Annotated in this window: 16 protein-coding genes; 9 read left to right on the forward strand and 7 right to left on the reverse strand. The window is 64.9% G+C overall.

The window, feature by feature from the left end; genetic code table 11:
* Positions 1 to 259: 259 nt before the first annotated feature.
* The 7 genes from J4G43_RS24685 to J4G43_RS24715 all read left to right on the forward strand — a co-directional run bounded on the left by J4G43_RS24685 (position 260) and on the right by J4G43_RS24715 (position 10,533).
* Positions 260 to 2,770, forward strand: a complete 2,511-nt coding sequence (locus tag J4G43_RS24685) for a penicillin-binding protein 1A (RefSeq protein WP_014495579.1) — start codon at positions 260 to 262, stop codon at positions 2,768 to 2,770.
* A gap of 103 nt (positions 2,771 to 2,873) precedes the next feature.
* Positions 2,874 to 4,005, forward strand: a protein-coding gene (gene prfB, locus J4G43_RS24690) for a peptide chain release factor 2 (RefSeq protein ID WP_100213929.1) whose coding sequence is annotated in 2 segments (ribosomal slippage) — positions 2,874 to 2,942 and positions 2,944 to 4,005 — 1,131 coding nt in all. Because the reading frame shifts where the segments join, the coding sequence is not laid out codon by codon here.
* A complete protein-coding gene (locus tag J4G43_RS24695; RefSeq protein WP_208086600.1) occupies positions 4,005 to 4,886 on the forward strand; it encodes an NAD(P)-dependent oxidoreductase in 882 nt (293 codons plus the stop codon). The genes prfB and J4G43_RS24695 overlap by 1 nt, the downstream gene beginning before the upstream one ends.
* Before the next feature lie 14 nt (positions 4,887 to 4,900).
* A complete protein-coding gene (locus J4G43_RS24700) occupies positions 4,901 to 5,776 on the forward strand; it encodes a DMT family transporter (protein ID WP_208086601.1) in 876 nt (291 codons plus the stop codon).
* 78 nt (positions 5,777 to 5,854) lie between these two features.
* Complete coding sequence (locus tag J4G43_RS24705) at positions 5,855 to 6,766, forward strand: DMT family transporter (RefSeq protein ID WP_208086602.1); 912 nt, start codon at positions 5,855 to 5,857, stop codon at positions 6,764 to 6,766.
* Positions 6,767 to 6,875: 109 nt separating this feature from the next.
* A complete protein-coding gene (locus J4G43_RS24710) occupies positions 6,876 to 8,111 on the forward strand; it encodes an ABC transporter substrate-binding protein (RefSeq protein ID WP_208086603.1) in 1,236 nt (411 codons plus the stop codon).
* 238 nt (positions 8,112 to 8,349) lie between these two features.
* Positions 8,350 to 10,533: a hypothetical protein gene (locus tag J4G43_RS24715; protein WP_208086604.1), complete on the forward strand. Its 2,184-nt coding sequence runs from the start codon at positions 8,350 to 8,352 to the stop codon at positions 10,531 to 10,533.
* Positions 10,534 to 10,538: 5 nt separating this feature from the next.
* Here J4G43_RS24715 and J4G43_RS24720 read toward each other — a convergent pair whose 3' ends face one another.
* The 5 genes from J4G43_RS24720 to J4G43_RS24740 are packed head-to-tail and all read right to left on the reverse strand — an operon-like array spanning position 10,539 to position 16,127.
* Positions 10,539 to 11,897 carry an O-antigen ligase family protein gene (locus J4G43_RS24720; RefSeq protein ID WP_208086605.1) on the reverse strand — a complete coding sequence of 453 codons (1,359 nt, stop codon included), beginning with the start codon at positions 11,895 to 11,897 and terminating at the stop codon, positions 10,539 to 10,541.
* Between the two features lie 12 nt (positions 11,898 to 11,909).
* Positions 11,910 to 13,289, reverse strand: coding sequence for a glycosyltransferase family 4 protein (locus J4G43_RS24725; protein WP_208086606.1), 1,380 nt, complete (start codon positions 13,287 to 13,289; stop codon positions 11,910 to 11,912).
* On the reverse strand, positions 13,286 to 14,026 hold the full coding sequence (locus J4G43_RS24730; RefSeq protein WP_208086607.1) for an ABC transporter ATP-binding protein: 741 nt from the start codon (positions 14,024 to 14,026) through the stop codon (positions 13,286 to 13,288). Before J4G43_RS24730 ends, J4G43_RS24725 begins: the two co-directional genes overlap by 4 nt.
* A gap of 3 nt (positions 14,027 to 14,029) precedes the next feature.
* On the reverse strand, positions 14,030 to 15,958 hold the full coding sequence (locus tag J4G43_RS24735) for a glycosyltransferase (protein WP_208086608.1): 1,929 nt from the start codon (positions 15,956 to 15,958) through the stop codon (positions 14,030 to 14,032).
* A gap of 7 nt (positions 15,959 to 15,965) precedes the next feature.
* Positions 15,966 to 16,127 (reverse strand): hypothetical protein, encoded by a 162-nt coding sequence (locus tag J4G43_RS24740; RefSeq protein WP_208086609.1) that lies wholly within the window; start codon positions 16,125 to 16,127, stop codon positions 15,966 to 15,968.
* Between the two features lie 126 nt (positions 16,128 to 16,253).
* On the opposite strand from J4G43_RS24740, the gene J4G43_RS24745 reads away from it, so the two are divergent.
* Together J4G43_RS24745 and J4G43_RS24750 are read left to right on the forward strand one after the other, a co-directional pair.
* The gene (locus J4G43_RS24745; RefSeq protein WP_208086610.1) at positions 16,254 to 17,153 is read left to right on the forward strand and encodes a DUF6502 family protein; all 900 of its coding nucleotides are present in this window, start codon (positions 16,254 to 16,256) and stop codon (positions 17,151 to 17,153) included.
* Positions 17,150 to 18,355, forward strand: coding sequence for a DUF5666 domain-containing protein (locus J4G43_RS24750; protein ID WP_208086611.1), 1,206 nt, complete (start codon positions 17,150 to 17,152; stop codon positions 18,353 to 18,355). Before J4G43_RS24745 ends, J4G43_RS24750 begins: the two co-directional genes overlap by 4 nt.
* Positions 18,356 to 18,390: 35 nt before the next feature.
* On the opposite strand, the gene J4G43_RS24755 is transcribed toward J4G43_RS24750, so the two are convergent.
* Both J4G43_RS24755 and J4G43_RS24760 read right to left on the reverse strand, forming a co-directional pair.
* A complete protein-coding gene (locus J4G43_RS24755; RefSeq protein ID WP_201266171.1) occupies positions 18,391 to 19,758 on the reverse strand; it encodes a M23 family metallopeptidase in 1,368 nt (455 codons plus the stop codon).
* 109 nt (positions 19,759 to 19,867) lie between these two features.
* Entirely contained in the window at positions 19,868 to 20,557 is a 690-nt protein-coding gene (locus J4G43_RS24760; RefSeq protein ID WP_166096410.1) for a peroxiredoxin, read from the reverse strand.
* Positions 20,558 to 20,686: the final 129 nt, after the last annotated feature.

Here is a 20,686-nt window from a genome sequence, read left to right on the forward strand (position 1 = left end):
CCGGGGGTTCGTCGAATTGACGACCGGGGGTCGTCGAATTGAGAGGGATTTTCCGTCCCGTTGCAAAAGCCCTAGTTTGGCCACAGCGGGCGCTTTATAAAAATGCCGCAGGGGGTTCCGGAATCGGCGAGAATCCCGTTCGGCAAGCGTCTTGGTCCGGCACTGATGTAATTGAGTAGGCCGGTAAATTCGCGACGTGGAGTTGGCGCCTGTTTTGGGTGCCTTGAGCTGATCCAGAGTTTGAACGGATAAACATATAATGCGCTTGCTGGTGCGGTTCATGGGCTTCCTGTTCGCCGCGGGAACGGTGGTGTTCCTTGTCGGTGTCGGGGCCGTGGCAGGCCTGATCTGGCATTTCTCCAAGGACTTGCCCGACTACTCTCAGCTTCAGGATTACGAGCCGCCGGTGATGACCCGCGTGCACGCGGTCGACGGCTCGCTGCTCGGCGAATACGCCAAGGAGCGGCGGCTGTACTTGCCGATCCAGGCGGTGCCGAAGCTCGTGATCAACGCCTTCCTCGCGGCCGAGGACAAGAATTTCTACGAGCATGGCGGCATCGACTACACCGGCATGGCGCGCGCCGGCGTGCTCTTCATCCAGAACTACGGCTCGAACCGGCGTCCGCAGGGCGCCTCCACGATCACCCAGCAGGTCGCCAAGAACTTCCTTCTGACCAACGAGGTCTCCTTCGCCCGCAAGATCAAGGAAGCCTTGCTGGCGATGCGCATCGAGAAGACCTACTCGAAGGACAAGATCCTCGAGCTGTATCTGAACGAGATCTATCTCGGCCTCGGCGCCTACGGCATCGCGGCCGCTTCGCTGGTGTATTTCGACAAGTCGGTGAACGAGCTGACGGTCGCTGAAGCGTCCTATCTCGCCGCGCTGCCGAAGATGCCCGCGACGCTGCATCCGGTCCGCAACCGCGATCGCGCCATCGAGCGCCGCAACTACGTGATCGACCGTCTGCTGGAGAACGGCTGGATCAAGCAGGCCGATGCCGACAAGGCGCGCAAGGAGCCGCTGGCCGTCACCAACCGTTCAAACGGCGCTCACACCTTCGCCGGTGAATATTTCGCCGAGGAAGTCCGCCGCGACATCTTCGAGCGCTACGGCGAGAAGAAGCTTTATGAGGGCGGTCTGTCCGTCCGCACCACGCTCGATCCGAAGATCCAGGTCATGGCGCGCAAGGCCATGGTCGCCGGCCTCGTGAACTATGACGAGCAGCAGGGCTATCGCGGCGCCATGAGCAAGCTCGATATTTCGGGCGATTGGGGCGTGAAGCTCGCCGAGATCAAGTCGCTCTCCGACATCTCGCCATGGCGCATGGCGGTGGTGCTGGAGACCAGCGACCAGTCCGCGCGCATCGGCTTCCAGCCGAACCGCGAGCTCGGCGGCGCCATCAGCAAGCAGCGCGAGACCGGCATCGTCACGGTCGACGGCGTGCGCTGGGCGAGGGCGGCCCAGGGCAACGCCAAGGGCAAGACTCCGACGTCGGTGGCGCAGGTGTTGCAGCCCGGCGACGTGATCTATGCCGATCCGCTCTACACCAAGGAAGGACAGCCGGTCGAAGGCCAGTACCGCCTGCGCCAGATCCCCGAAGTGTCCGGTGCGATGGTGGCGATGGATCCCTGGACCGGCCGCGTGCTCGCGATGGTCGGCGGCTTCTCGTTCGACCAGAGCCAGTTCAACCGCGCGACGCAGGCCTACCGGCAGCCGGGTTCGTCGTTCAAGCCGATCGTCTATTCGGCCGCGCTCGACAACGGCTATACGCCCTCGACCGTGGTGCTCGACGCGCCCATTGAAATCGACCAGGGCCAGGGCGCCGGCGTGTGGCGGCCCGAAAACTTCTCGTCCGGCAAATTCCAGGGACCCGTCACGCTGCGCAACGCGCTGCGGCAGTCGCTCAACACCGTGACCGTGCGCCTCGCGCAGGACATCGGCATGCCCCTGATCGGCGAATATGCGCGCCGCTTTGGCGTCTATGACGAATTGCCGAACTATCTGTCCTACGCGCTCGGCGCCGGCGAGACCACGGCGATGCGCATGGTCACGGCCTATTCGATGCTCGCCAATGGCGGTCGCCGGGTGAAGCCGACCTTGATCGACCGCATCCAGGACCGTTACGGCCGCACCATCTTCAAGCACGACCAGCGCGAATGCCGCGGCTGCGACGCGCCGGGCGGGTGGAAGAACCAGGCCGAGCCGCAGCTGATCGACCGCCGCGAGCAGGTGCTGGATTCCATGACCGCCTATCAGATCACCGAGCTGATGGAAGGCGTGGTCCAGGCCGGTACCGCAACCGTGGTCAAGGAGGTCGGCAAGCCGATCGCCGGCAAGACCGGCACCACCAACGAGGCCAAGGACGCCTGGTTCGTCGGCTTCTCGCCCGACGTCGCCGTCGCGATCTATATGGGCTACGACAAGCCGCGCGCGCTCGGTAGGGGCAACGCCGCGACCGGCGGCCATCTGGCCGCACCCATCGCGCGCGACTTCCTCAAGCTTGCGCTCGCCGACAAGCCCGCCGTTCCGTTCAAGGTGCCGGCCGGCATCAAGCTCGTGCGCGTCGTCTCCAAGACCGGTATGCGCGCTGGTCCCGGCGAGACCGGCGGAACCATCCTCGAAGCCTTCAAGCCGGGCACGGCGCCGCCGGACAACTACTCGGTCATCGGCGTCGCCGATGCCGACGGGCGCGGCGGCGTGCCGGCGTCGCAGCAGCAGCAGCCGGATTCCGGCTTCTTCATGCGGCCGGGCACCGGCGGGCTGTACTAGCGGATAAGACAGACGATCGCGGTTCCGGCGGTTGCGCTTTGCAGCCGCCGCCGCTACATCCCAGCTCCAATGCACGCGGGATTCCGCGAGATCAGAGAACAACATGCGCGCCGAAATCGAACGGTTGGTAGAAGAGATCAAGCAGTCAGTCGGGCTGCTGAGGAGGCATCTTTGACGTCGAGAAATCGACGGCGCGCCTCGCTGAGCTGAACAAGCTCGCAGAAGATCCCAACCTCTGGAACGATCCCCAGAAAGCCCAGAAGCTGATGCAGGAGCGCACCTCGCTTGAGGATTCGCTCTCGGGCATCGGCAAGGTCGAGCAGGAGCTCGAAGACGACATCGGCATGATCGAGCTCGGCGAGGCCGAGGGCGATGCCGGCGTCGTCACTGAGGCCGAAACCGCGCTGAAGAACCTGAAGAAGGAAGTCGCCCGGCGCGAGCTCGAGGCGCTGCTGTCGGGTGAGGCCGATCGCTTCGATTCCTATCTCGAAGTCCATGCCGGCGCCGGCGGCACCGAGAGCCAGGACTGGGCGCAGATGCTGCTGCGCATGTACACGCGCTGGGCCGAGACGCACGGCTTCAAGGTCGAATTCCTCGAAGAGTCCGAGGGCGAAGAGGCCGGCATCAAGTCCGCGACGATCCAGGTCTCGGGCCACAACGCCTATGGTTGGCTGAAGACGGAGGCGGGCGTGCACCGGTTGGTGCGCATCTCGCCGTTCGATTCCAACGCGCGGCGGCACACCTCGTTTTCGAGCGTGCAGGTGTTCCCCGTCATCGACGACAGCATCAAGATCGACATCAAGGAAGCCGACGTCCGCGTCGACACCATGCGCTCGGGCGGCGCCGGCGGCCAGCACGTCAACAAGACCGAATCCGCGGTGCGCCTGACGCATATTCCGACCGGCGTTGCCGTGGTCTGCCAGGCCGGCCGCTCCCAGCACAAGAACCGGGCGCAGGCGTGGGACATGCTGCGCGCGCGGCTTTACGAGATCGAGCTGAAGAAGCGCGAGGAGAAGGCTGCCGCCGACCAGGCCGCCAAGACCGATATCGGCTGGGGTCACCAGATCCGCTCCTACGTGCTGCAGCCCTACCAGATGGTGAAGGATTTGCGCACCGGCGTGCAGACGTCCGACACGTCGGGCGTGCTGAACGGCGAGCTCGACGACTTCATGGCCGCAACGCTGGCGCAGCGCGCCTTCGGCACCACCGGCGCCGACATCGAGGACGTCGACTGATGTCCCGCGTCGCCTTCATCGGGTTGGGGCGGATGGGCCACGGCATGGCCGGGCGCTATCTCGATGCCGGCTTCACGGTGACGCTGTGGAATCGCAGCAAGGCAAAAGCGGAGGACCTGATCGCGCGCGGTGCGCATTGGGCGACCTCGCCTGAGGATGCCGCGATCGATGCCGATGCGGTCGTGACCATGGTCGCCGACGACGACGCCTCGCGCGCGGTCTGGCTCGGGCCCGAGGGCGCGGCCAAGACGGCAAAGGCCGGCACCATTGCGATCGAGTGCTCCACCGTCTCCTATGACCACGCCCGCGAGATGGGCCGCGAACTGAACGCGCGCGGGCTGATCTACATCGACTGCCCCGTGACGGGATTGCCGGATGCGGCAGCGGCCGGAAAGCTGACGCTGCTCGCCGGCGCCGACGCAGCTGATCTCGAACGTGCGCGGCCGTTTCTCGAACCGATCGGCTCGACCATCCGCCATTTCGGCGCGGTCGGCTCCGGCACCGTCTACAAGCTCATCAACAATCTCCTGGGCGCGATCCAGATCGCGGGCCTTGCCGAAGGCCTCGCCATCGCCGAGCAGGCCGGGCTCGACATGAACCTGGTGCTGGAATCGATCCAGGCCGGCGTCGCGGCAAGCCCGCAGGTGCAGCGTCACTCCAGGCGCATGGTCGCCCGCGATTTCAGCGGCGCGACGTTTACGGCGGCGCTGCGGCACAAGGATGCCGCCTACGCGGTGAGGCTCGCCGAAAGCCTGCTCGCCGACAAGCCGCTGGTCTCGCGCGCTGCGGTCGAGTCCTACGCGCAGGCGAAGGCCGCAATGCCCGACGACGATGAAGGCAAGATGATCGAGCTGGTGTCGCGGCCGAAGAAGCCGACCTAGCTGGACGCATCAACATGGGGCAGCCTCGTTCGGATCGCGGTCTCGGCATTGCCCTCGTCATCGCTGCCGCAGTTGCCTGGAGCACGGCGCCGTTCTTCACGCGCCTCTTGCCGTTCGACCCCTGGACCATCCTGTTCTGGCGAGGCCTGTTCGCGGGCAGCCTGATCACGGTCTTTCTCGTCGTGATGCAGGGTCGCGCTGCGCTGTGGCAATTGGTCGTGCCGGGGAAGGGCGGCCTGCTCGTCGCGTCCTTGTCCGCGGTCGGCATGGTCTCGTTCATTCCCGCGCTTCAGATGACCAAGGTCATGAACGTCGCCGTGCTGATCGCCACCCAGCCCTTCGTTGCGGCTGTGCTGGCGTGGCTGTGGCTCGGCGAAGCCGCGACGTGGCGTACGCTGGCCGCGAGCCTGATTGCCTTTGCCGGCGTGGTCATCACGGTCGGCGGTGTGCAAGCCGGCGCCGATCTCGGCGGCGTCGCGCTGAGCTGCCTGATGGTGCTTGCCATCTCCGCCATGACCGTCGTGGTCCGGCGCCATCGCGAGACGTCGATGGTGGCCGCGGCCGCGCTGTCGAACTTCATGGGAAGCCTCGTCAGCCTTCCCTTCGCCCACGACATCGCCCATGTCGGCGGCAATGGCCTTGCGATCCTCGCGATGTTCGGCTGCCTCCAGGTCGCGCTCGGCCTGACCTTCTACATGCTCGGCTCGCGCTTGCTGCCATCAGGGCAGGCCTCGCTGATCGCGACGCTGGAAACGCCGCTGATGCCGTTTTGGATCTGGGTGGCCTTCCGGGAGTTGCCCGCCGTGCATGCGCTCATTGGCGGCGTTCTGGTGATTGGAGCGGTTGTCGCCGATATTGCCGGTGACGGCCGCTCGCGGCGCTCCTCCTGAGCAAATTTGTCGGAAATCGGGTGGCGGCCTGTCTCGCGCCGTTCTAGGCGGCAGGCTCGGCCGCCGAGGTGAAGCAACATGTCCCCGAACGATAACAGGATCGACGCGCGAGACTGGTCGCTGCTCGCGGTGCTCTCGGTTCTCTGGGGCGGATCGTTCTTCTTCAATGGCGCGGCGCTGCGGGAATTGCCGCCGTTGACGCTGGTATTCCTGCGCGTCGCGCTTGGGGCGGCCATTCTCCTGCCATTGCTCCGGATGCAGGGCATCGGGCTTCCCAAGGGAGTGACGGGCTGGAAGCCGTTCGTCGCCATCGGGCTGCTCAACAACGTCATCCCGTTCTCGCTGATCGTGCTCGGCCAGACCTTCATTCCGAGCGGACTGGCCTCGATCCTGAACGCGACCACGCCGCTCTTCACGGTGATGGTGATGGCGGCGGCCGGCGAAGAGGCCCTGCAGATGCGTCGGGTGGCCGGCGTGGCGCTCGGCCTCGCCGGCGTCATCATCCTGCGCGGATGGGGCATCGAAACGAGGCCGGGGCAGGGGCTCGGCATCCTGCTCTGCCTGGGCGGCGCGTTCAGCTATGGCTTTGCGGCGCTGGCCGCGCGGAGGCTACTGAAGGACGCGCCTCCGCTGGGAACGGCGACGTTTCAGCTGATGGCATCGACTGTGATGATGGCGGTCGTCGCCGGAGCTATGGAACAGCCGTGGCACCTTTCGATGCCGGGTCTCACGACCTGGCTCGCGGTGCTTGGCCTGGCCGCCCTATCTACGGCGCTCGCCTACATCGTCTTCTTTCAGATCATTCGGCGTTCGGGCGCGACCAACGTGATGCTGGTGACTCTGCTCATTCCCGTCACCGCCATCCTGCTGGGATGGCTGGTGCTGGGTGAGCCGATCTCCGCGCGCGAGATCGCGGGCGCCATCGTCATCGGTAGCGCATTGCTCGTGATCGACGGGCGCGCGCTGAGACTGCTGCGGCGCACCGCGTAAGTTCGGGGTCCGTCGTTTCACGGCGCGGAAAATCGCGGCGCTTGCCAGCGGCGAACGGCCTTGCGACACTCTCCGCAAAACAAGACTACAAAACATAGGGGAGAGAACGATGCCGGGTCGTCGCGAAAGCCTTGCTGCCCTCGCCATTCTTGCTGCCGGCGTGCTCGTCACGGCACCGGCTCTGGCGCAGAAGAAATACGATCCCGGCGCCACCGACACCGAAGTCAAGATCGGCAACATCATGCCCTATAGCGGGCCGGCGTCGTCTTATGGCGTGATCGGCAAGACCGAGGCCGCCTATTTCAGGATGATCAACGACCAGGGCGGCATCAACGGCCGCAAGATCAACTTCATCAGCTATGACGACGCCTATTCGCCGCCGAAGGCGATCGAGCAGGCGCGCAAGCTGGTCGAGAGCGACGAGGTGCTGCTGATCTTCCAGCCGCTCGGCACGCCCTCGAACTCGGCGATCATGAAATACATGAACGTCAAGAAGGTGCCGCAGCTCTTCGTCGCCTCCGGCGGTACCAAGTTCGGGGACCCCAAGAATTTCCCGTGGACCATGGGTTTCCAGCCGAACTACCAGAGCGAGGGGCGGATCTACGCAAAGTATATCCGCGATCATTTCCCCAACAGCAAGATCGCCGTGTTCTGGCAGAACGACGACGCCGGCAAGGACCAGTTCAAGGGCCTGAAGGACGGGCTCGGCGACAAGGCCGGCATGATCATCGCCGACAAGTCCTATGAGGTCAGCGATCCCTCGATCGACTCGCAGATCGTGGCGCTGCATGACTCGGGCGCCGACATTTTCTTCTCATGGGCCGCCCCGAAGGGATCGGCGCAGGCGATCCGGAAGGTCGGCGAGCTCGGCTGGAAACCAAAGTTCTTTCTCGCCAATACCGCGACCTCGGTCGCCTCGGTGCTCAAGCCCGCCGGGCTCGACTATTCCAAGGATATCATCTCGACCGTCTATCTGAAGGATCCGACCGACCCGACCTGGGACAAGGACCCGGCGGTGGTGAAGTGGCGCGAATTCATGGACAAATATTATCTCGATGGCGACAAGGCCAACGCCAACAACATCTACGGCTATGTGCAGGCCGAGGCGATGGCGCAGGTGTTGAAGCAGTGCGGTGACAATCTCACCCGTGAGAACGTGATGAAGCAGGCCACTAGCCTGAAGAATTTCCACACTGATCTGATGCTGCCAGGCATCATGGTCAACACCTCCACCGACGACTATTTCCCGATCGAGCAGATGCAGTTGATGCGCTTCAACGGGCAGGCCTGGGAGCTGTTCGGCGACGTCATCACCGGCGAGGTCGGCCACGAGCGGAGTCCGTAGTTCGGTTGTATGTGACCAACAGCGGTCGCGGTGTCCAACTCCGCTAAAGAAATGTCCTCCCGGGTGTGTTCTACTTCACATTGCAGCCGGGTCGGCCCAGCGTAGTCTTCCCTATTGTTCGGGCACCTGTGTCGACGCGCGCTGCGTCTCCACGATGTCCCTGATCTGAATTGTGCCCTGCCTCGGCGAGGGCAGAGCCATTCATGCAAGCGTCGCCTGCTATGTGGGAGCGCGTAACATGGACATCATTGAAGCGATCGTTACGAAGAGCCAATGGATTATTGCGATCTTGGCACTCTTTGTCGTTGCCTGGGCTCGCTTCAACTCTCCGCCCACCAATCGGTCCGGTACGACCTTCGCGCTGTTCTTCTGGGGGGTGATATTCTACTATGCCCTGATGATACCGCTCTGGCTGGTCGTCATGATCGGACTCGTCCAGGGCAGCATCGGGTTCGACTTCATCGTCGGCCAGGTGAAGGCGGTAGATCCAAAGGCGCAGGCGCAACTGGCTCAATATGCTCCGATCGTGGCCGTGCTCATCATCGTCGTCGCTTCGCAATTCCGGCAGGTGGCACGGATCGACCGGGCCGCGCGCGCATTTTGTGTCAGATTGGCCGCCATTCCGCGTGAAGCCGACCGACTCGCATTTGAACTCGCGCAAACCACGGGTTTCGTCCCGCGCGACGACCTTCGAAGCAAGGTGACCAAAATCGTTTCGGAGAATATCGGTCCGCAAGCGTTGAGTTTCAGCAGGGACGGTACTCTTCCCGACCGCTTCACAAGAGCCATCGGCCTTTACAACCTGTTCGTCGGACCCCGGCAGAATGCCGCGGCACTCGACTTCACCGGAAATGGCTATGGCCGATCCGCCTACGCCATGATCATGCAATTGGGCGACGCGGTGGCGGCTCGTGCGGATGCCCGTTACGAAGAGATGATGCACGCCGGTCTTGCCTTTTTCACGTCGTCGCTTCCAACCCCGGAATTGAAGGACGCTTTGAACCGCAACATTGCTGAGGTCACCAACCTCACTTGCGGCCTCGTATCTCGCTATGTCCTGTTTTGCGAACGGACCCATAGCGGCCGATTGCAGCGGCTAGCGAGGATGGGCTTCGCCTACAGTCCGGGGCCGACCTTTGGGCTGGATCAATGGGCGACAACGATCTTCCTCGTGACGGCCTGGAGCATTGGCATGATGGTGTTCATGCCGGGAACACTTCCGATCGACGTCGGCAAGGTGCTGACGATTGCGGTCACGTTCGGCGCTTCGATCGGCTTCGCAGTCCTGGGCGCGATCGTCGTGGCGCAACGCTTCATCGGACGCAAGGAAGGCAACACACCCGGATATCCGCCTATCGCCGAGTTGGTTGTCGCCGGTCTCGTCGTCGTGGGGCTGTCGATTGGGCTCCGGATCGGCATTCCACTAGTGTCCGCCCTGATGCAGGGAGGAGGATATCAGGACGTTCTTAGGCAGTTCATCGAGCGGCTATACGGCGTCATCACGCCTTTCATCTGTACGATTTCCCTCGGGCTCATTTGTTCCTACATGGGATGTTCGCGGATGAGCTGGTACCGCGTGGCGGCCCTCGGGGCTCTCGCGAACGGCGCCGCGCTGACCTGTGCGGGGTGGCTGGTCGCACATATGATCGGCCAGCAAGTACTGGCTCTGTTCTATGTACATCCGCAGGATGCGATCCAACTGGTGGCGTTAAGCTCTGGCTTAACCGGCTTCATCGTCGGCGGCATGGTCCTCGCGGTCTTCAATGAGTCCGAGCGCATACGCAACGTCACTGCTGAGCGGATAGCCACCAGTCCGCACAAGGAGTTTCCATTGCATGATGCGCCGTCGATTGCCGGCGGACTCGAACCTCCGCCAGCGACGTCTAGGTTCGACGTCGCCGATGATCTTGGCTACCGCGATCGCGCGGGAGTGGAGGCCTTCGAGGGGGACTACGTCTGCTTCAGGCCCGCGTTCTCCAACCCCGAGATCATCAGTGCCTACATCATCGGCATTCATTGGGACGAAACCGAGTCCTGTCTCATGTTCGAGGAACGCGAACGTGTTGATGCCGGGCACACGCAGAGGGGCCGTGTCTACATCCCGGATGGACGCCCGTTCCTGAACTTCGTCACCCTCGAAAAGGGAGCGATACGTCTGATCATGGTGTCACGTCCCGATAAGAGAAACGAGCCCGCACGCGGTCTGATCACGACGCTGTCCAATCCCGGTGGCGCCCAGTTTACGCCGGCGAGCGCTCCGATTGTTCTCAGGCGTGTGGTCGATCACACGCTTCAACTCGGCTTCATTCGGCCGGGAGCCCTCAGCTACGAAAGCTATCGCCGCGAACTCGAAATGGTGGTGCCCGATTTCGGCGTCTTTGCGCTGGCTCCCCCCCAGGCGGCTTGCGTGGCGGCGGAGTAAAAGGCCTAGTCGGCGCTGAGCCGCACGCCGGCGCGCAGAAATTTCTGCGAATCGAGCGCTTCACCCTCGATGCGGATCTCATAATGCAAATGCGGTCCGGCTTTCGCTTTCAGCACGATGCCGCCGGCGACGCCGACGCCGAGCACATACGTCCACCCCGCGTGGAAGTCGAACAAATGCGAGTTCAGAAGCGAGCTCGCGATGTTCTGTACGGCGGCCACGAGCCCGATCCAGGCCGCAAGGCCTTCGTCCAGGAACTGGCGAAGGTGGGCGATCCACATCGTATAGAGCAGGACGACGCCGAGTACGCCCCATTGCATCGCGACATTGAGGGTCTGGTTGTGGGGATTGCTGACGATCTCCGCATCGAGGCTGCTTCCACCGGTGGCGGCGCGCTCGAACTGGCGCTTGATCGACCCGGTGCCGTGACCGCTCAGGGGCGCCTCGGCAACGGCGTGAAGAGCCTTGCGCCAATAGGTCAGGCGTTGGGCGGTCGAGGCTCGGCTGATGTCCTCATGGCCGTGGCGGTATTCGACGGCGATGTCTGCAATGCGGTGGCGCAGATAGGGCGAGGTCGTCCAGGCCAGCGCGCTCGCGGTTATTGTGCCCGCGAGCAGGACCAGCGCCGCGCGCCGGCTCAAATGCCTCCAGGCGAGCAGGCCAAGCAGCACCGCGATGCACAGCAGCGCCGTGCGCGCGAAGGCGACGAACACCATGTTGGTGACGAACAGCAGGATCAATGCCAGACAGATGGCTGTCGCGACCACGCTTCCACCGCGCCAGAAGGTCAACGCCGGCAGCGCGAGCGCAAAGGCGCACAGCGTGAATTCCTGGCTCTGGTCGATGTAGTTCTTGACGGGAACGCCGGCCGACGCGGTCGCGGTGAGTTTCCAGGCGGGATCGTGCAGCACGATCCAGGAGTAGACTGCAAGCAGCGCGCAGGATGCGAGAAAGCCAAGGAAAACCCAGAAACCGCGTTCGGATCGGCTGAAGTGATAGAGCAGTGCTGGAATGAGCACGAGCTTTGCGACCGGCTTGATCGCATGCAACCGGTCGGCCCACGCGCCGTCCGACCAGAGCGTGCCGAGAAGCGCGAGCAGCAGGAAGGCAAAGGGCAGGGCGAACGCAGGCCGCGCGAGCTGGCGTCCATAGTCGCGCCAGTCGATGGTCGGCGTCACCACCAGCAGCCAGAGCCCGACGAAGATCGAAGGCGCTGTGGTCGACCAAGGCAGCGACGCCGCGATCAGCACGGCGAGCACATCGGCGGCTCCGATCAGAGCGGGCGATTGGCCCATGGCTTGCCATCGGGCGCGCAAGGCTAGTCGACCGGCCGGGCCGGACGATACCGCGGCTTCAGCAGTCATGCTCAACGACGCTTATTGCGCGGCGGCCAGGCTTTCCCGGGGCATCTCATGCCCGAGGAAGTCGCGCGCCTGGGTCTCGTAGCCGAAGCGCTCGGCGAGCTCGTGTCGCCTCGCGCGGATGCGGCCGCGGCATTCCTCCTGCCGCGTCAGCACGCGGGTGATTGAAGCTGCGATCGCCTCAATCGAGAACGGATCGAAATAGTCGGCGAGCTCGCCCGCGACCTCACGGAACACCGCGATATCGGAGCACAGCACTGGCGTGTTCGCGGCCAGCGCCTCGATGATCGGTATGCCGAAGCCTTCGGCCAGGCTCGGCATGATCAGCCCGTGCGCCTCCGCGATCATGGCGGCCTTTTCATGCTCGTCGACATAGCCGGCGAAGCGGACATTTGGCGGCAGGTTGCGCATCCGGCTGATCTGGCCCGCATGACCGATCACCACGAGATCGGCCTGAGGGACGTTGCGGAAGGCACGAATGACGGTGGCGACGTTCTTGCGCGGCTCGTTCGACACGATGATGACGAAGTTCGGCCGCCCCGGACGCCCCGACAGGGCTGGGAGGTGGAGGACATCCGGGGCGTCGAACCGGGTGCGGGGATACACGACCCGCGCCGGCAGGTGCGCAAATTGCGGCAACAGTTCCCTGAACCGCATCATGCTATAGTTTGAAACGAAGGCGAGCTCGTCAGCCTGGCGCAGGCTGGTGCCGATCCGCGCCAGGAACTGCCGCGTGGCGATGTCGCTGAGCTTGAGGTCGGTGAGCGGCAGCAAATCGTGGACGACGCAGATCACCTTGGCGTTCGGCTTGCGCCTGATCGCGACCCGCGTCGGGGTGTCCACAACGATGAGATCATAGTCACGCGCGTCGATCCGCGGCGGCGGCAGCAGGAAGAAGGCCGAGGAGTCCTGATAGTTGAAGAATCCGGGCTCGAGCTGGAATTCGCTGAACAGTTCGAGATGGCGCATATCCGGCGGAATGTATTCGAGCGCGGCGGTCCGGTTCTCGATCAGCCGGGCGTGCAGGCCAAGCAGGCCGATCGCGCGCAGGAGGCAGAGGATATTGTCCCGCGACAGCAGCATGGTGGCCTTGTGGCGGAGCCAGTCGAACCTGCGACGCGCGCCGCTGAGCATCACCGGTCCGCTCACGTTGACCTCGTCGAGGAAGCGATAAAGAGCGAGCAGCTCGATGTTGCGCGACTGCGCCGGAAATAGTTTCGTGCGTCGCTCGCGCCGACATAGCTTGCGGTAACGCTTCGAGGTTTCCACCAGCAAGGTGAGTTCGTGGCCTTCCGACGCGAGCGACCGTACCAATTCCCGGGTGAAGTGGAAGATGCCGCGCTTGTGATTGGGTTGTCCGAGCGACTCGGACACGACCAGGATGTTCTGTTTCATGCGCGTTTCTCTCGGAGCTCAAAGGCGTGCGTGGCTGATGGTTCGACCGCGATGGTCGAGGCGATGCGGCCGTGATCGAGGTTGATAATGCTGGAGCAGGTGCGGCGCAGCAGCGGCAGGTCGTGCGAGGCGATGATCACGATCGCCGCCTGCGAGACCAGGTTTTGCAGCCGCCTCTCGGCCTTCTCCGCAAAATGCTCGTCGACGACGCTGAGCCATTCGTCGAGCAGCAGGATGTCGGCCGGGAAAGCGGTGGCGGTCGCGAACAACACCCGCATCAGCATGCCCGAGGAGAACATCCGCAGGGGCAGGCGCTGCATGCGCGCTTCGAGCTCGGTGAAGGCCCAGATCTCGTCGATCACTCTGCGTGTGGGCCTGCGACCGCTGATCCGCAGCAGCAGCGCGATGTTGTCCTCCGCCACGAAGTCCAGATTGACCCCGGCGTTCAGGCCGAGCAGGGGGACGACGTTGCCCCGGACCGTGACGCGGCCACTGCTCGGCGGATAGACACCGGCGATCAGGCGCAGCAGCGTCGACTTGCCGGAGCCGTTGGGCCCGGCAAGCCCGATACGGGCGCCGGCTTCGGCCTCGATCGAGACGTTGTCGACGGCGCGGATGATCCGCATCTCGCCCCGTTCGCGGATGAGGTGGCCGAGCAGCCGCCGCTTCAGCGAGAAGTCGTAGGCGCCGTAGAGTGGATAGTCGAGACAGACGTCGTGCAGGCTGATCGAGACCATGCGTCAAATCCAGAATGCGGCTTTGCGCAGGTGGACCAGCGTTAGCACGCTCGCCAAGATCAGCAGCGCCAGCGTGATGAGGACGTAGACGATGCTGGCGGGATCGATATGGCCGCCGGCAAGCGGCTCGCGCCACACCGCGAACAGATGCGTCAGCGGATTGAGCCGCATCACTGTCGAGCGGTGATTGATCATCTCGGCGGACCAGATCACGGGCGAGGCGAGGAAGGCGAGCATCAGCGTGGATTCGATGATCGGCTTGAGGTCGCGATAGCGCGTTGCCGTCGCGCCGAGGACGAGGCTCAAGGCGAAGGTACAGGCTATGAACAGCAGCAGGCCGGGCAGCGCCGCCAGCGCGTGAGAGAGGTCGTGGGGCGAGAGGATCAGCCACAGCACCAGCGGCACGCAGGCGTTATGCAGCGCGAACAGCGCCTGGCGGAAGGTGCATTGCAGCAGGAAGATCACCGGCGGCAGCGCCCGGTCGCGGATCAGGCTCGCGGAATTCTGAAGCGCCGTGGTCGCATCGAGCACGACGCTGTTGAGGAAGGTCCAGGCCGTCATCGACAGCGCCAGCATCGGCAGGCGCGCCAGCATGTCGGCGTTCGACATCTGGCCGATCACCGAGCCCAATACTGCGACCACGATAGCCATCTGAAGCGACATCCAGAACGGGCCGAGCAGCGAACGCACGTAGCGGTGGCGCATGTCCGACCAGGCCAGTGCTGCCGCGATCCGGACGGTGTCCAGCCAGCCGGTCGCCTGCGGCGGCTCGGCGGCGGTTGCGGGTTCCTTGCACGACGCGGTGACGGCGTCGCGGTAGACGGCCTGCATGCCTTCTCTGAAGGCTGGGGCGGAATAGCGGGTGAGGGCGCGCGTCCGGGCTGACAGTCCCATGCGGCGGCGGCGCTCGGGATCGCTGATTAGCGTGTCGATGGCATCGCCGAGCTTTTCGGCATCACCCGGCGGCACCGTGATCGCCTCCATGCCGTGGCGGGCGACGCGCGGCACCGCGGTGTCGAGCGCCGTGTTCACGACAGGGCGGCCGGCGGCCATGGCCTCGAGCTGGACCAGGCCAAAGGTCTCGGCATTGGTGACCGACGGCATGACGAAGACGTCGGACAGGCACATCAGCTTGATGCGCTCGCAGTCGTTCACCGAACCGAGCAGGCGGACGCGGTCACCGAGGCCGAGTTCGCGGATCAGCTGCTCGAGCCGCGGCCGCTCGGTGCCTTCGCCGATGATCCAGACCTCGAACTTGCGGTTGACGGCCGCGCGGATCAGGACGTCAAAGCCCTTGTAGGGCACGAGCCGGCCGCAGGCGAGCACGAGCCGGCCGCGATCGTTCACGTGGTGCGGCTCGATCTTCGGCCAGTCGTACCCTGAGGTGTCGATGCCGAACGGCACGACGTGGCATTTGTCGACGAATTCCCGCAGCAACGGCGTGTTCTCGATCAACGCATGGTCCGAGACGATGATCGCTTTCGCCCGGCGCAGTGTCCGCCGCATCAACGGTTCGATGAACCAGCGCAGGCCGGCATGGGTGACGATGTCGGCATGCCAGTGCACCACCAGCGGCCGATTGGCGCCGAAGCCGAACGCGAAAACGAGGTCGGCGAGCGGGAAGGGGGCATGGAGCGCCAGCAAATCGTGCTCGGCGATCTTGCGCCAGAGCCGCCAGGGATAGGTAGGAGCGGCGGGAAGCGACAGGACATTGCCGAATGAGCGGACGCGCTCGACCGGCACGTCATTGACGACGATCTCGCGCCGCTCGGCCGATTGCGAGCAGACCAGCACGGTGGAGGCGAAGCTGTCCTTCAGGCTGGCGCAGATGTCGCGGATCACCGTCAGCGTGCCGCCGAACAGGTCGGGATAATAGACCTTGAAGATGTGCAGCACCGACGGGCGGCGCGGAGTTTCGCTGGTGTGATGCATGATGGTGTCAGCCTGCGAGAAGGGCCGCGACGAACGGTGCGGCCAGCACCGAGATGAAGATCACGCCGCGCAACAGCGCCGGCAGCATTGGCTCGATTGCGCCGTGCCCCCAGTCAGGAGCCGACACAGCACGCAGTGAGTTGGAATTGCGGACCAAGCGGTCAGCCATGGGTGTGAGTCCCTTTACGTCGCGCCCTCAGTGGCGTCCCGTATATGTGGGAAAATTTACCACGTCAACCGGAAGGGAGAAACAAGTGGGATTGTGTCCCACGTGGGGCGCGGGTACAATTCAGACATGAATGCCAAGTCCGGGTCCAAAGCAGCGGCTCCGCAGCCGACTGCCGCGAAGCTGCACGCGCCGCTGGCGCGGCTGCTGCGCCCGCTCGTGCGGCTCTGCATTCGCAGCGGCATGACCTTTCCGGCATTGGCGCAATTGCTTCGCGAGCTGTTCGTCAACGTCGCCGAGCACGATTTTGCGCTGGAGGGGAAGGAGCAGACCGACAGCCGTGTCAGCCTGCTCACCGGGATCCATCGTAAGGAGGTGGCGCGGCTGCGCGGTGCCGGCGCGCCGGTGCACGAGGCGCCGGCCGCGGTGTCGCTGACGAGCGCCGTGATCGCGCGCTGGCTTGCTGCGCCCGAATTCACCGATGCGAAGGGCGAGCCGCTGGCGTTGCCGCGCACGGCCGAGGGCGATGCGCCGTCGTTCGAGCAGCTGGTTGCCTCCGTCACCAAGGACGTGCGGCCGCGCGCGGTGCTCGACGAATGGGTCGACCGCAAGCTCGTCACCATCAACGATTCCGACGAGATCGAGCTGGTCGAGGCGGCCTTCGTCCCGAGCGGCGAGGACGACAGCAAATGGCACTATCTCGGCCGCAATCTGCACGACCATATCGCGGCCGCCGCGCAGAACGTCTCAGGCGCGGCGCCGCGCTTCCTCGAACGCGCGGTGCACTACAACAACATTTCGCCCAAGCTGGCGCGGCGCCTCGAGGCACGCTCGCGCGAGCTCGCGATGGACGCGCTGAAGACCGCTAACCGCGAGGCCAACCGCGCGCTCGGCAAGGACAAGGGCGGCGACGCCCGCTGGAATTTCGGCATCTACATCTACAGCGAAGATGCAGATGGCGAGGCAGAGGCCAAGGAAGGCGGCAAGGACAGCAGCAAGGAAAGCGGCAAGGAGGGTGGTTCTTCATGAGCCGGCCGCCGCTGATCTCCCGCCGTCTGCTGCTGACAGGATTTTGGCTCGCCGGTACGGCGATGGCCCACGCGCAGGTTAAGCGCGGCACCGATCAGGGCATCGGCGGCACCGGAATCAGGCGCGGTGACGACCACGGCATCGGCGGCACCGGCATCGTCGGCGTGATTCAGCGGTTTGGCAGCATCTACGTCAACGGCGAGCGGGTCACTTATGCGAGCGACGTGCCGGTCCGGATCGACGGCGAGGCCGCGAGCCCCAAGGCTCTACGCATCGGCCAGCTTGCGCGCGTGGTCGCGACCCGTCAGGCCGACGGCACGCTCGTGACGCGCAACATCACGATCGCGAGCGAGGTCGCAGGTCCGATCGAAACCGTGAAGGGCAACGAGCTGACGGTGCTCGGCCAGAAGATCGTCACAAGCGAGAAGGAGAGCAAGCTTCGTGCGGGCACGCAGGTGGCCGTCTACGGCCTGCGGCGGACCGACGGCGTGATCGTCGCAAGCCTGATCGAGCCGCGGCGCGAGGCGACCGAGCGTGTCACCGGTCTCGTCGAGCGCGGGCCTGACGGCTTGCATATTGGCGGGCTGAGGCTGAGCGGGGTCGATCCGCTGCTGGTTGGCCAGCGCGCCCAGATCGAGGGCCGTTCGAGCCAGGGCACGATGCAGGCCGCGCGCACGCGCATCGACGACTTCTCGGATCTCGTCGGCGCAAGCCGCCTCTCGATCGAGGCCTATGTGCAGCGCGTGGGATCGAACCTCCAGCTCGGCTCCGGCTTCGTGGCTCGTGACGGTTCACGCTTTGGCCCGGCCGCCGGCGAAGCCCGCATGGTGGTCAACGGCGTGTTCGATCGCTCGCGCGGCTTCCAGGTGGAGTCGGCTCAGGCCATAGGCCAGGGGCCTGGAGCCCCTCCATCCGGTGGCAATCCCAATCGGTCGCCCGGCGGCTCGATCCTGCATCCGAACCGCAGCGCCACCACTCCGAGCGGCGGCCAGCCCGGCGCGCCCGGTGGTGGACCTGCGCCGGGATCTGGCCCGGGACCTGGCCCGAGTGCGAATCCCGGCTCCGCGCCGACGGGTCCGAGCGGCCCGTCAGGCCCCGGTGGATTTGGTTCGCCCGGCGGCGGGCCCATGGGACCCGGCGGTGGAATGGGCGGTGGCGGCTTCGGAGGTCCCGGAGGCGGGATGGGCGGCGGCCGGCGGTAGGCGCGGCCACGCTGAAAGCGCGTGGCACGGGCTTACTAGCCCGCGCTGAGCCGCACGCCGGCGCGCAAGAACTTCTGCGGATCGACCGCTTCGCCGTCGATGCGGGTTTCGTAATGCAGGTGCGGGCCGGTGGAACGGCCGGTCGAGCCGACGAGGCCGATGACCTGGCCGAGCTTCACGATCTCGCCGACCTTGACGTTGATCTCGGAGAGATGGCCGTAGCGGGTCGACAGCCCGTTGCCGTGATCGACTTCGACCATGCGGCCGTAGCCGCCGGACCAGCCGGCCGAGACCACCTTGCCGTTGGCGGTGACGCGGGCGGGATCGCCGGTCGCGGCGCGGAAGTCGAGGCCGGTATGCATCGCGGGCCGGCCCAGGAACGGATCGCTGCGCACGCCAAAACCGGAGGTGAATTCGACCTCGCCGATGACGGGCTTGCGGTAGGGCACCAGCGCCAGCGTGCGATTGAGCCGGTCCATCTCGGCGCGGGTGACATTGATGCGGTTGAGCTGCTTCTCGAACGGCCCGGCATTGGCCGTCAGCTTGACGGGCACGAAAGGACCGCCCATCGCGGAGCGCGGCACGGCGGCTTCGAGGCTGGCGAGATTGAGGCCGAGGTCGCTGACGACGCCGCGCATCCGGCGCATGCGTGAATCCATGCCTTCCTCGACGGCGCTGAGCGTCGCCATCTGGCGACGCTCGACCTGGTCAAGCGAGGTCGTGAGCCGGACCAGGACGTTGTCGAAACCCTGGTTCTTGGCGAATTGGCTGGTCGGCGGTGCCGCGACGGTCGGCGCGCGCGACTCAAGCCGCGCTTCGCGATCGGGCGGTGCCACGAAGATCACGGTGTCGCTGATCGGCGACGGCTTCGGCGTACCCTGCGTCGCGCCCTGGCTCGAATCGCCGCGCTGCGGGGCCGTGCGGGGGATTGATCCCGTGACGTCGGGCATGGCCCCGAGCGCCGTGGCGCGGGACTCCAGCGCCGTCTGGCGCTTCATGATCTGGTCGAGCTTCTGGTCGAACTGTTCCTGGTCGAGTAGCTGCCGGCTGGTGGTGCGGTCGACCTTGGCGCGGAGCTCGGCAATGCGATCCTCGTAGGCGTACTGCATCTCCGCCTGGCGCGCGATCAGCCGGGTCAGGACGTCGTCGCGGAAGGCGAAATAGGTCGCGGTCGCGGCCGACCAGAGTCCGAGCAGCACGACGGTGCCGACCACGATCCAGAACACCACAGGTCCGAGGCGGACCTGCTTGCCGTGGTGCACGATGGTGTAGGCGTCGTCGGTCGAGGGAAGGGGGATCGCGGCTGCAGCCACGGCGGCGGCAGGACGGCGATGGAGGGGCCGTCCGTGGTCGTGCGCGTGATGTTGGGGGTACTGCGAATATTGGGCAGAACTTTTCGACATCGGCACTCCCGCGCCGGTCGGATGAGTCCGTACGGCCTAATTGCCGCAGCAATCTGGGCCAGTCATGGTTAATTTCCGGAAATGGAACCACTCGAATTTAACGGATTGGTTAAAGGCCTCTTGCCGCTTCCAGCACCTCGTCGGCGTGGCCGTCGACGCGGACATTGCGCCAGACCCTGGCTACCTTGCTGTCGGCACCAAGCAGTATCGTGGTGCGAAGAACTCCGAGGAAGCTCTTGCCATACATGGATTTTTCGCCCCACGCGCCGTACGCCTCCAGCATCTCGTGTTTCTCATCCGAGATGAGGGGCATGCCGAGGCTGTGCTTGTCGCGGAACTTCTCCTGGGCCCTTAACGGATCGGCGGAGATGCCGAGCAGGGCCGTGCCGGCAGCGCTGAAAGCGTCCGCCAGACGCGTGAAATCGATCGCCTCCCGGGTGCAGCCGGGCGTGTCGGCGCGGGGGTAGAAGAACAGGACGAGCTTCCGACCGGCATAGTCGGCGAGCGAGACCACATCGCCGCCGTCGCGGGGCAGCCGGAAGGCGGGCGCCTTCTGGCCTTCGGTCAGGGCCGGCTTCGCCTTCGCGGGCGCGGAGGCCGATTTGGAGGAATTTAACTGTTTCGATGCGGCCTTATGTGATCCTGCTTTTGCTACGGTCCTGGTTGATTTGCTCGCCTGCGTCCGCTGTGTTTTTGCGGACTTTGTTTGAGTCGTTGCCCGCTTGGTCGGGGTCTTCTTTTTAGCCGTTGCGATGCCGGAGGGCGTTTTGGACGATTTCTTTCGGGATTTCTTGGACATACGCCTTCCTTTCGTCGCTTTCGGCGGGTCAACCAAAGCGGTATTGCAGCTCTCGTCCGGTGTGCCGGAATCGCCCTCGTCTGGGCAAGTCTGGCGACGCCGGGGTATGGTTACAAGGAATTCCACGCA

The organism is Bradyrhizobium barranii subsp. barranii, assembly GCF_017565645.3.
Taxonomy (GTDB): domain Bacteria; phylum Pseudomonadota; class Alphaproteobacteria; order Rhizobiales; family Xanthobacteraceae; genus Bradyrhizobium; species Bradyrhizobium barranii.

Bases quoted from the DNA above. Each gene is read 5' to 3' on its own strand.
- J4G43_RS24685 (WP_014495579.1), top strand. From the start codon at position 260: ATGCGCTTGCTGGTGCGGTTCATGGGCTTCCTGTTCGCCGCGGGAACG.
- J4G43_RS24695 (WP_208086600.1), top strand. From the start codon at position 4,005: ATGTCCCGCGTCGCCTTCATCGGGTTGGGGCGGATGGGCCACGGCATG.
- J4G43_RS24700 (WP_208086601.1), top strand. From the start codon at position 4,901: ATGGGGCAGCCTCGTTCGGATCGCGGTCTCGGCATTGCCCTCGTCATC.
- J4G43_RS24705 (WP_208086602.1), top strand. From the start codon at position 5,855: ATGTCCCCGAACGATAACAGGATCGACGCGCGAGACTGGTCGCTGCTC.
- J4G43_RS24710 (WP_208086603.1), top strand. From the start codon at position 6,876: ATGCCGGGTCGTCGCGAAAGCCTTGCTGCCCTCGCCATTCTTGCTGCC.
- J4G43_RS24715 (WP_208086604.1), top strand. From the start codon at position 8,350: ATGGACATCATTGAAGCGATCGTTACGAAGAGCCAATGGATTATTGCG.
- J4G43_RS24720 (WP_208086605.1), bottom strand. From the start codon at position 11,897: ATGACTGCTGAAGCCGCGGTATCGTCCGGCCCGGCCGGTCGACTAGCC.
- J4G43_RS24725 (WP_208086606.1), bottom strand. From the start codon at position 13,289: ATGAAACAGAACATCCTGGTCGTGTCCGAGTCGCTCGGACAACCCAAT.
- J4G43_RS24730 (WP_208086607.1), bottom strand. From the start codon at position 14,026: ATGGTCTCGATCAGCCTGCACGACGTCTGTCTCGACTATCCACTCTAC.
- J4G43_RS24735 (WP_208086608.1), bottom strand. From the start codon at position 15,958: ATGCATCACACCAGCGAAACTCCGCGCCGCCCGTCGGTGCTGCACATC.
- J4G43_RS24740 (WP_208086609.1), bottom strand. From the start codon at position 16,127: ATGGCTGACCGCTTGGTCCGCAATTCCAACTCACTGCGTGCTGTGTCG.
- J4G43_RS24745 (WP_208086610.1), top strand. From the start codon at position 16,254: ATGAATGCCAAGTCCGGGTCCAAAGCAGCGGCTCCGCAGCCGACTGCC.
- J4G43_RS24750 (WP_208086611.1), top strand. From the start codon at position 17,150: ATGAGCCGGCCGCCGCTGATCTCCCGCCGTCTGCTGCTGACAGGATTT.
- J4G43_RS24755 (WP_201266171.1), bottom strand. From the start codon at position 19,758: ATGTCGAAAAGTTCTGCCCAATATTCGCAGTACCCCCAACATCACGCG.
- J4G43_RS24760 (WP_166096410.1), bottom strand. From the start codon at position 20,557: ATGTCCAAGAAATCCCGAAAGAAATCGTCCAAAACGCCCTCCGGCATC.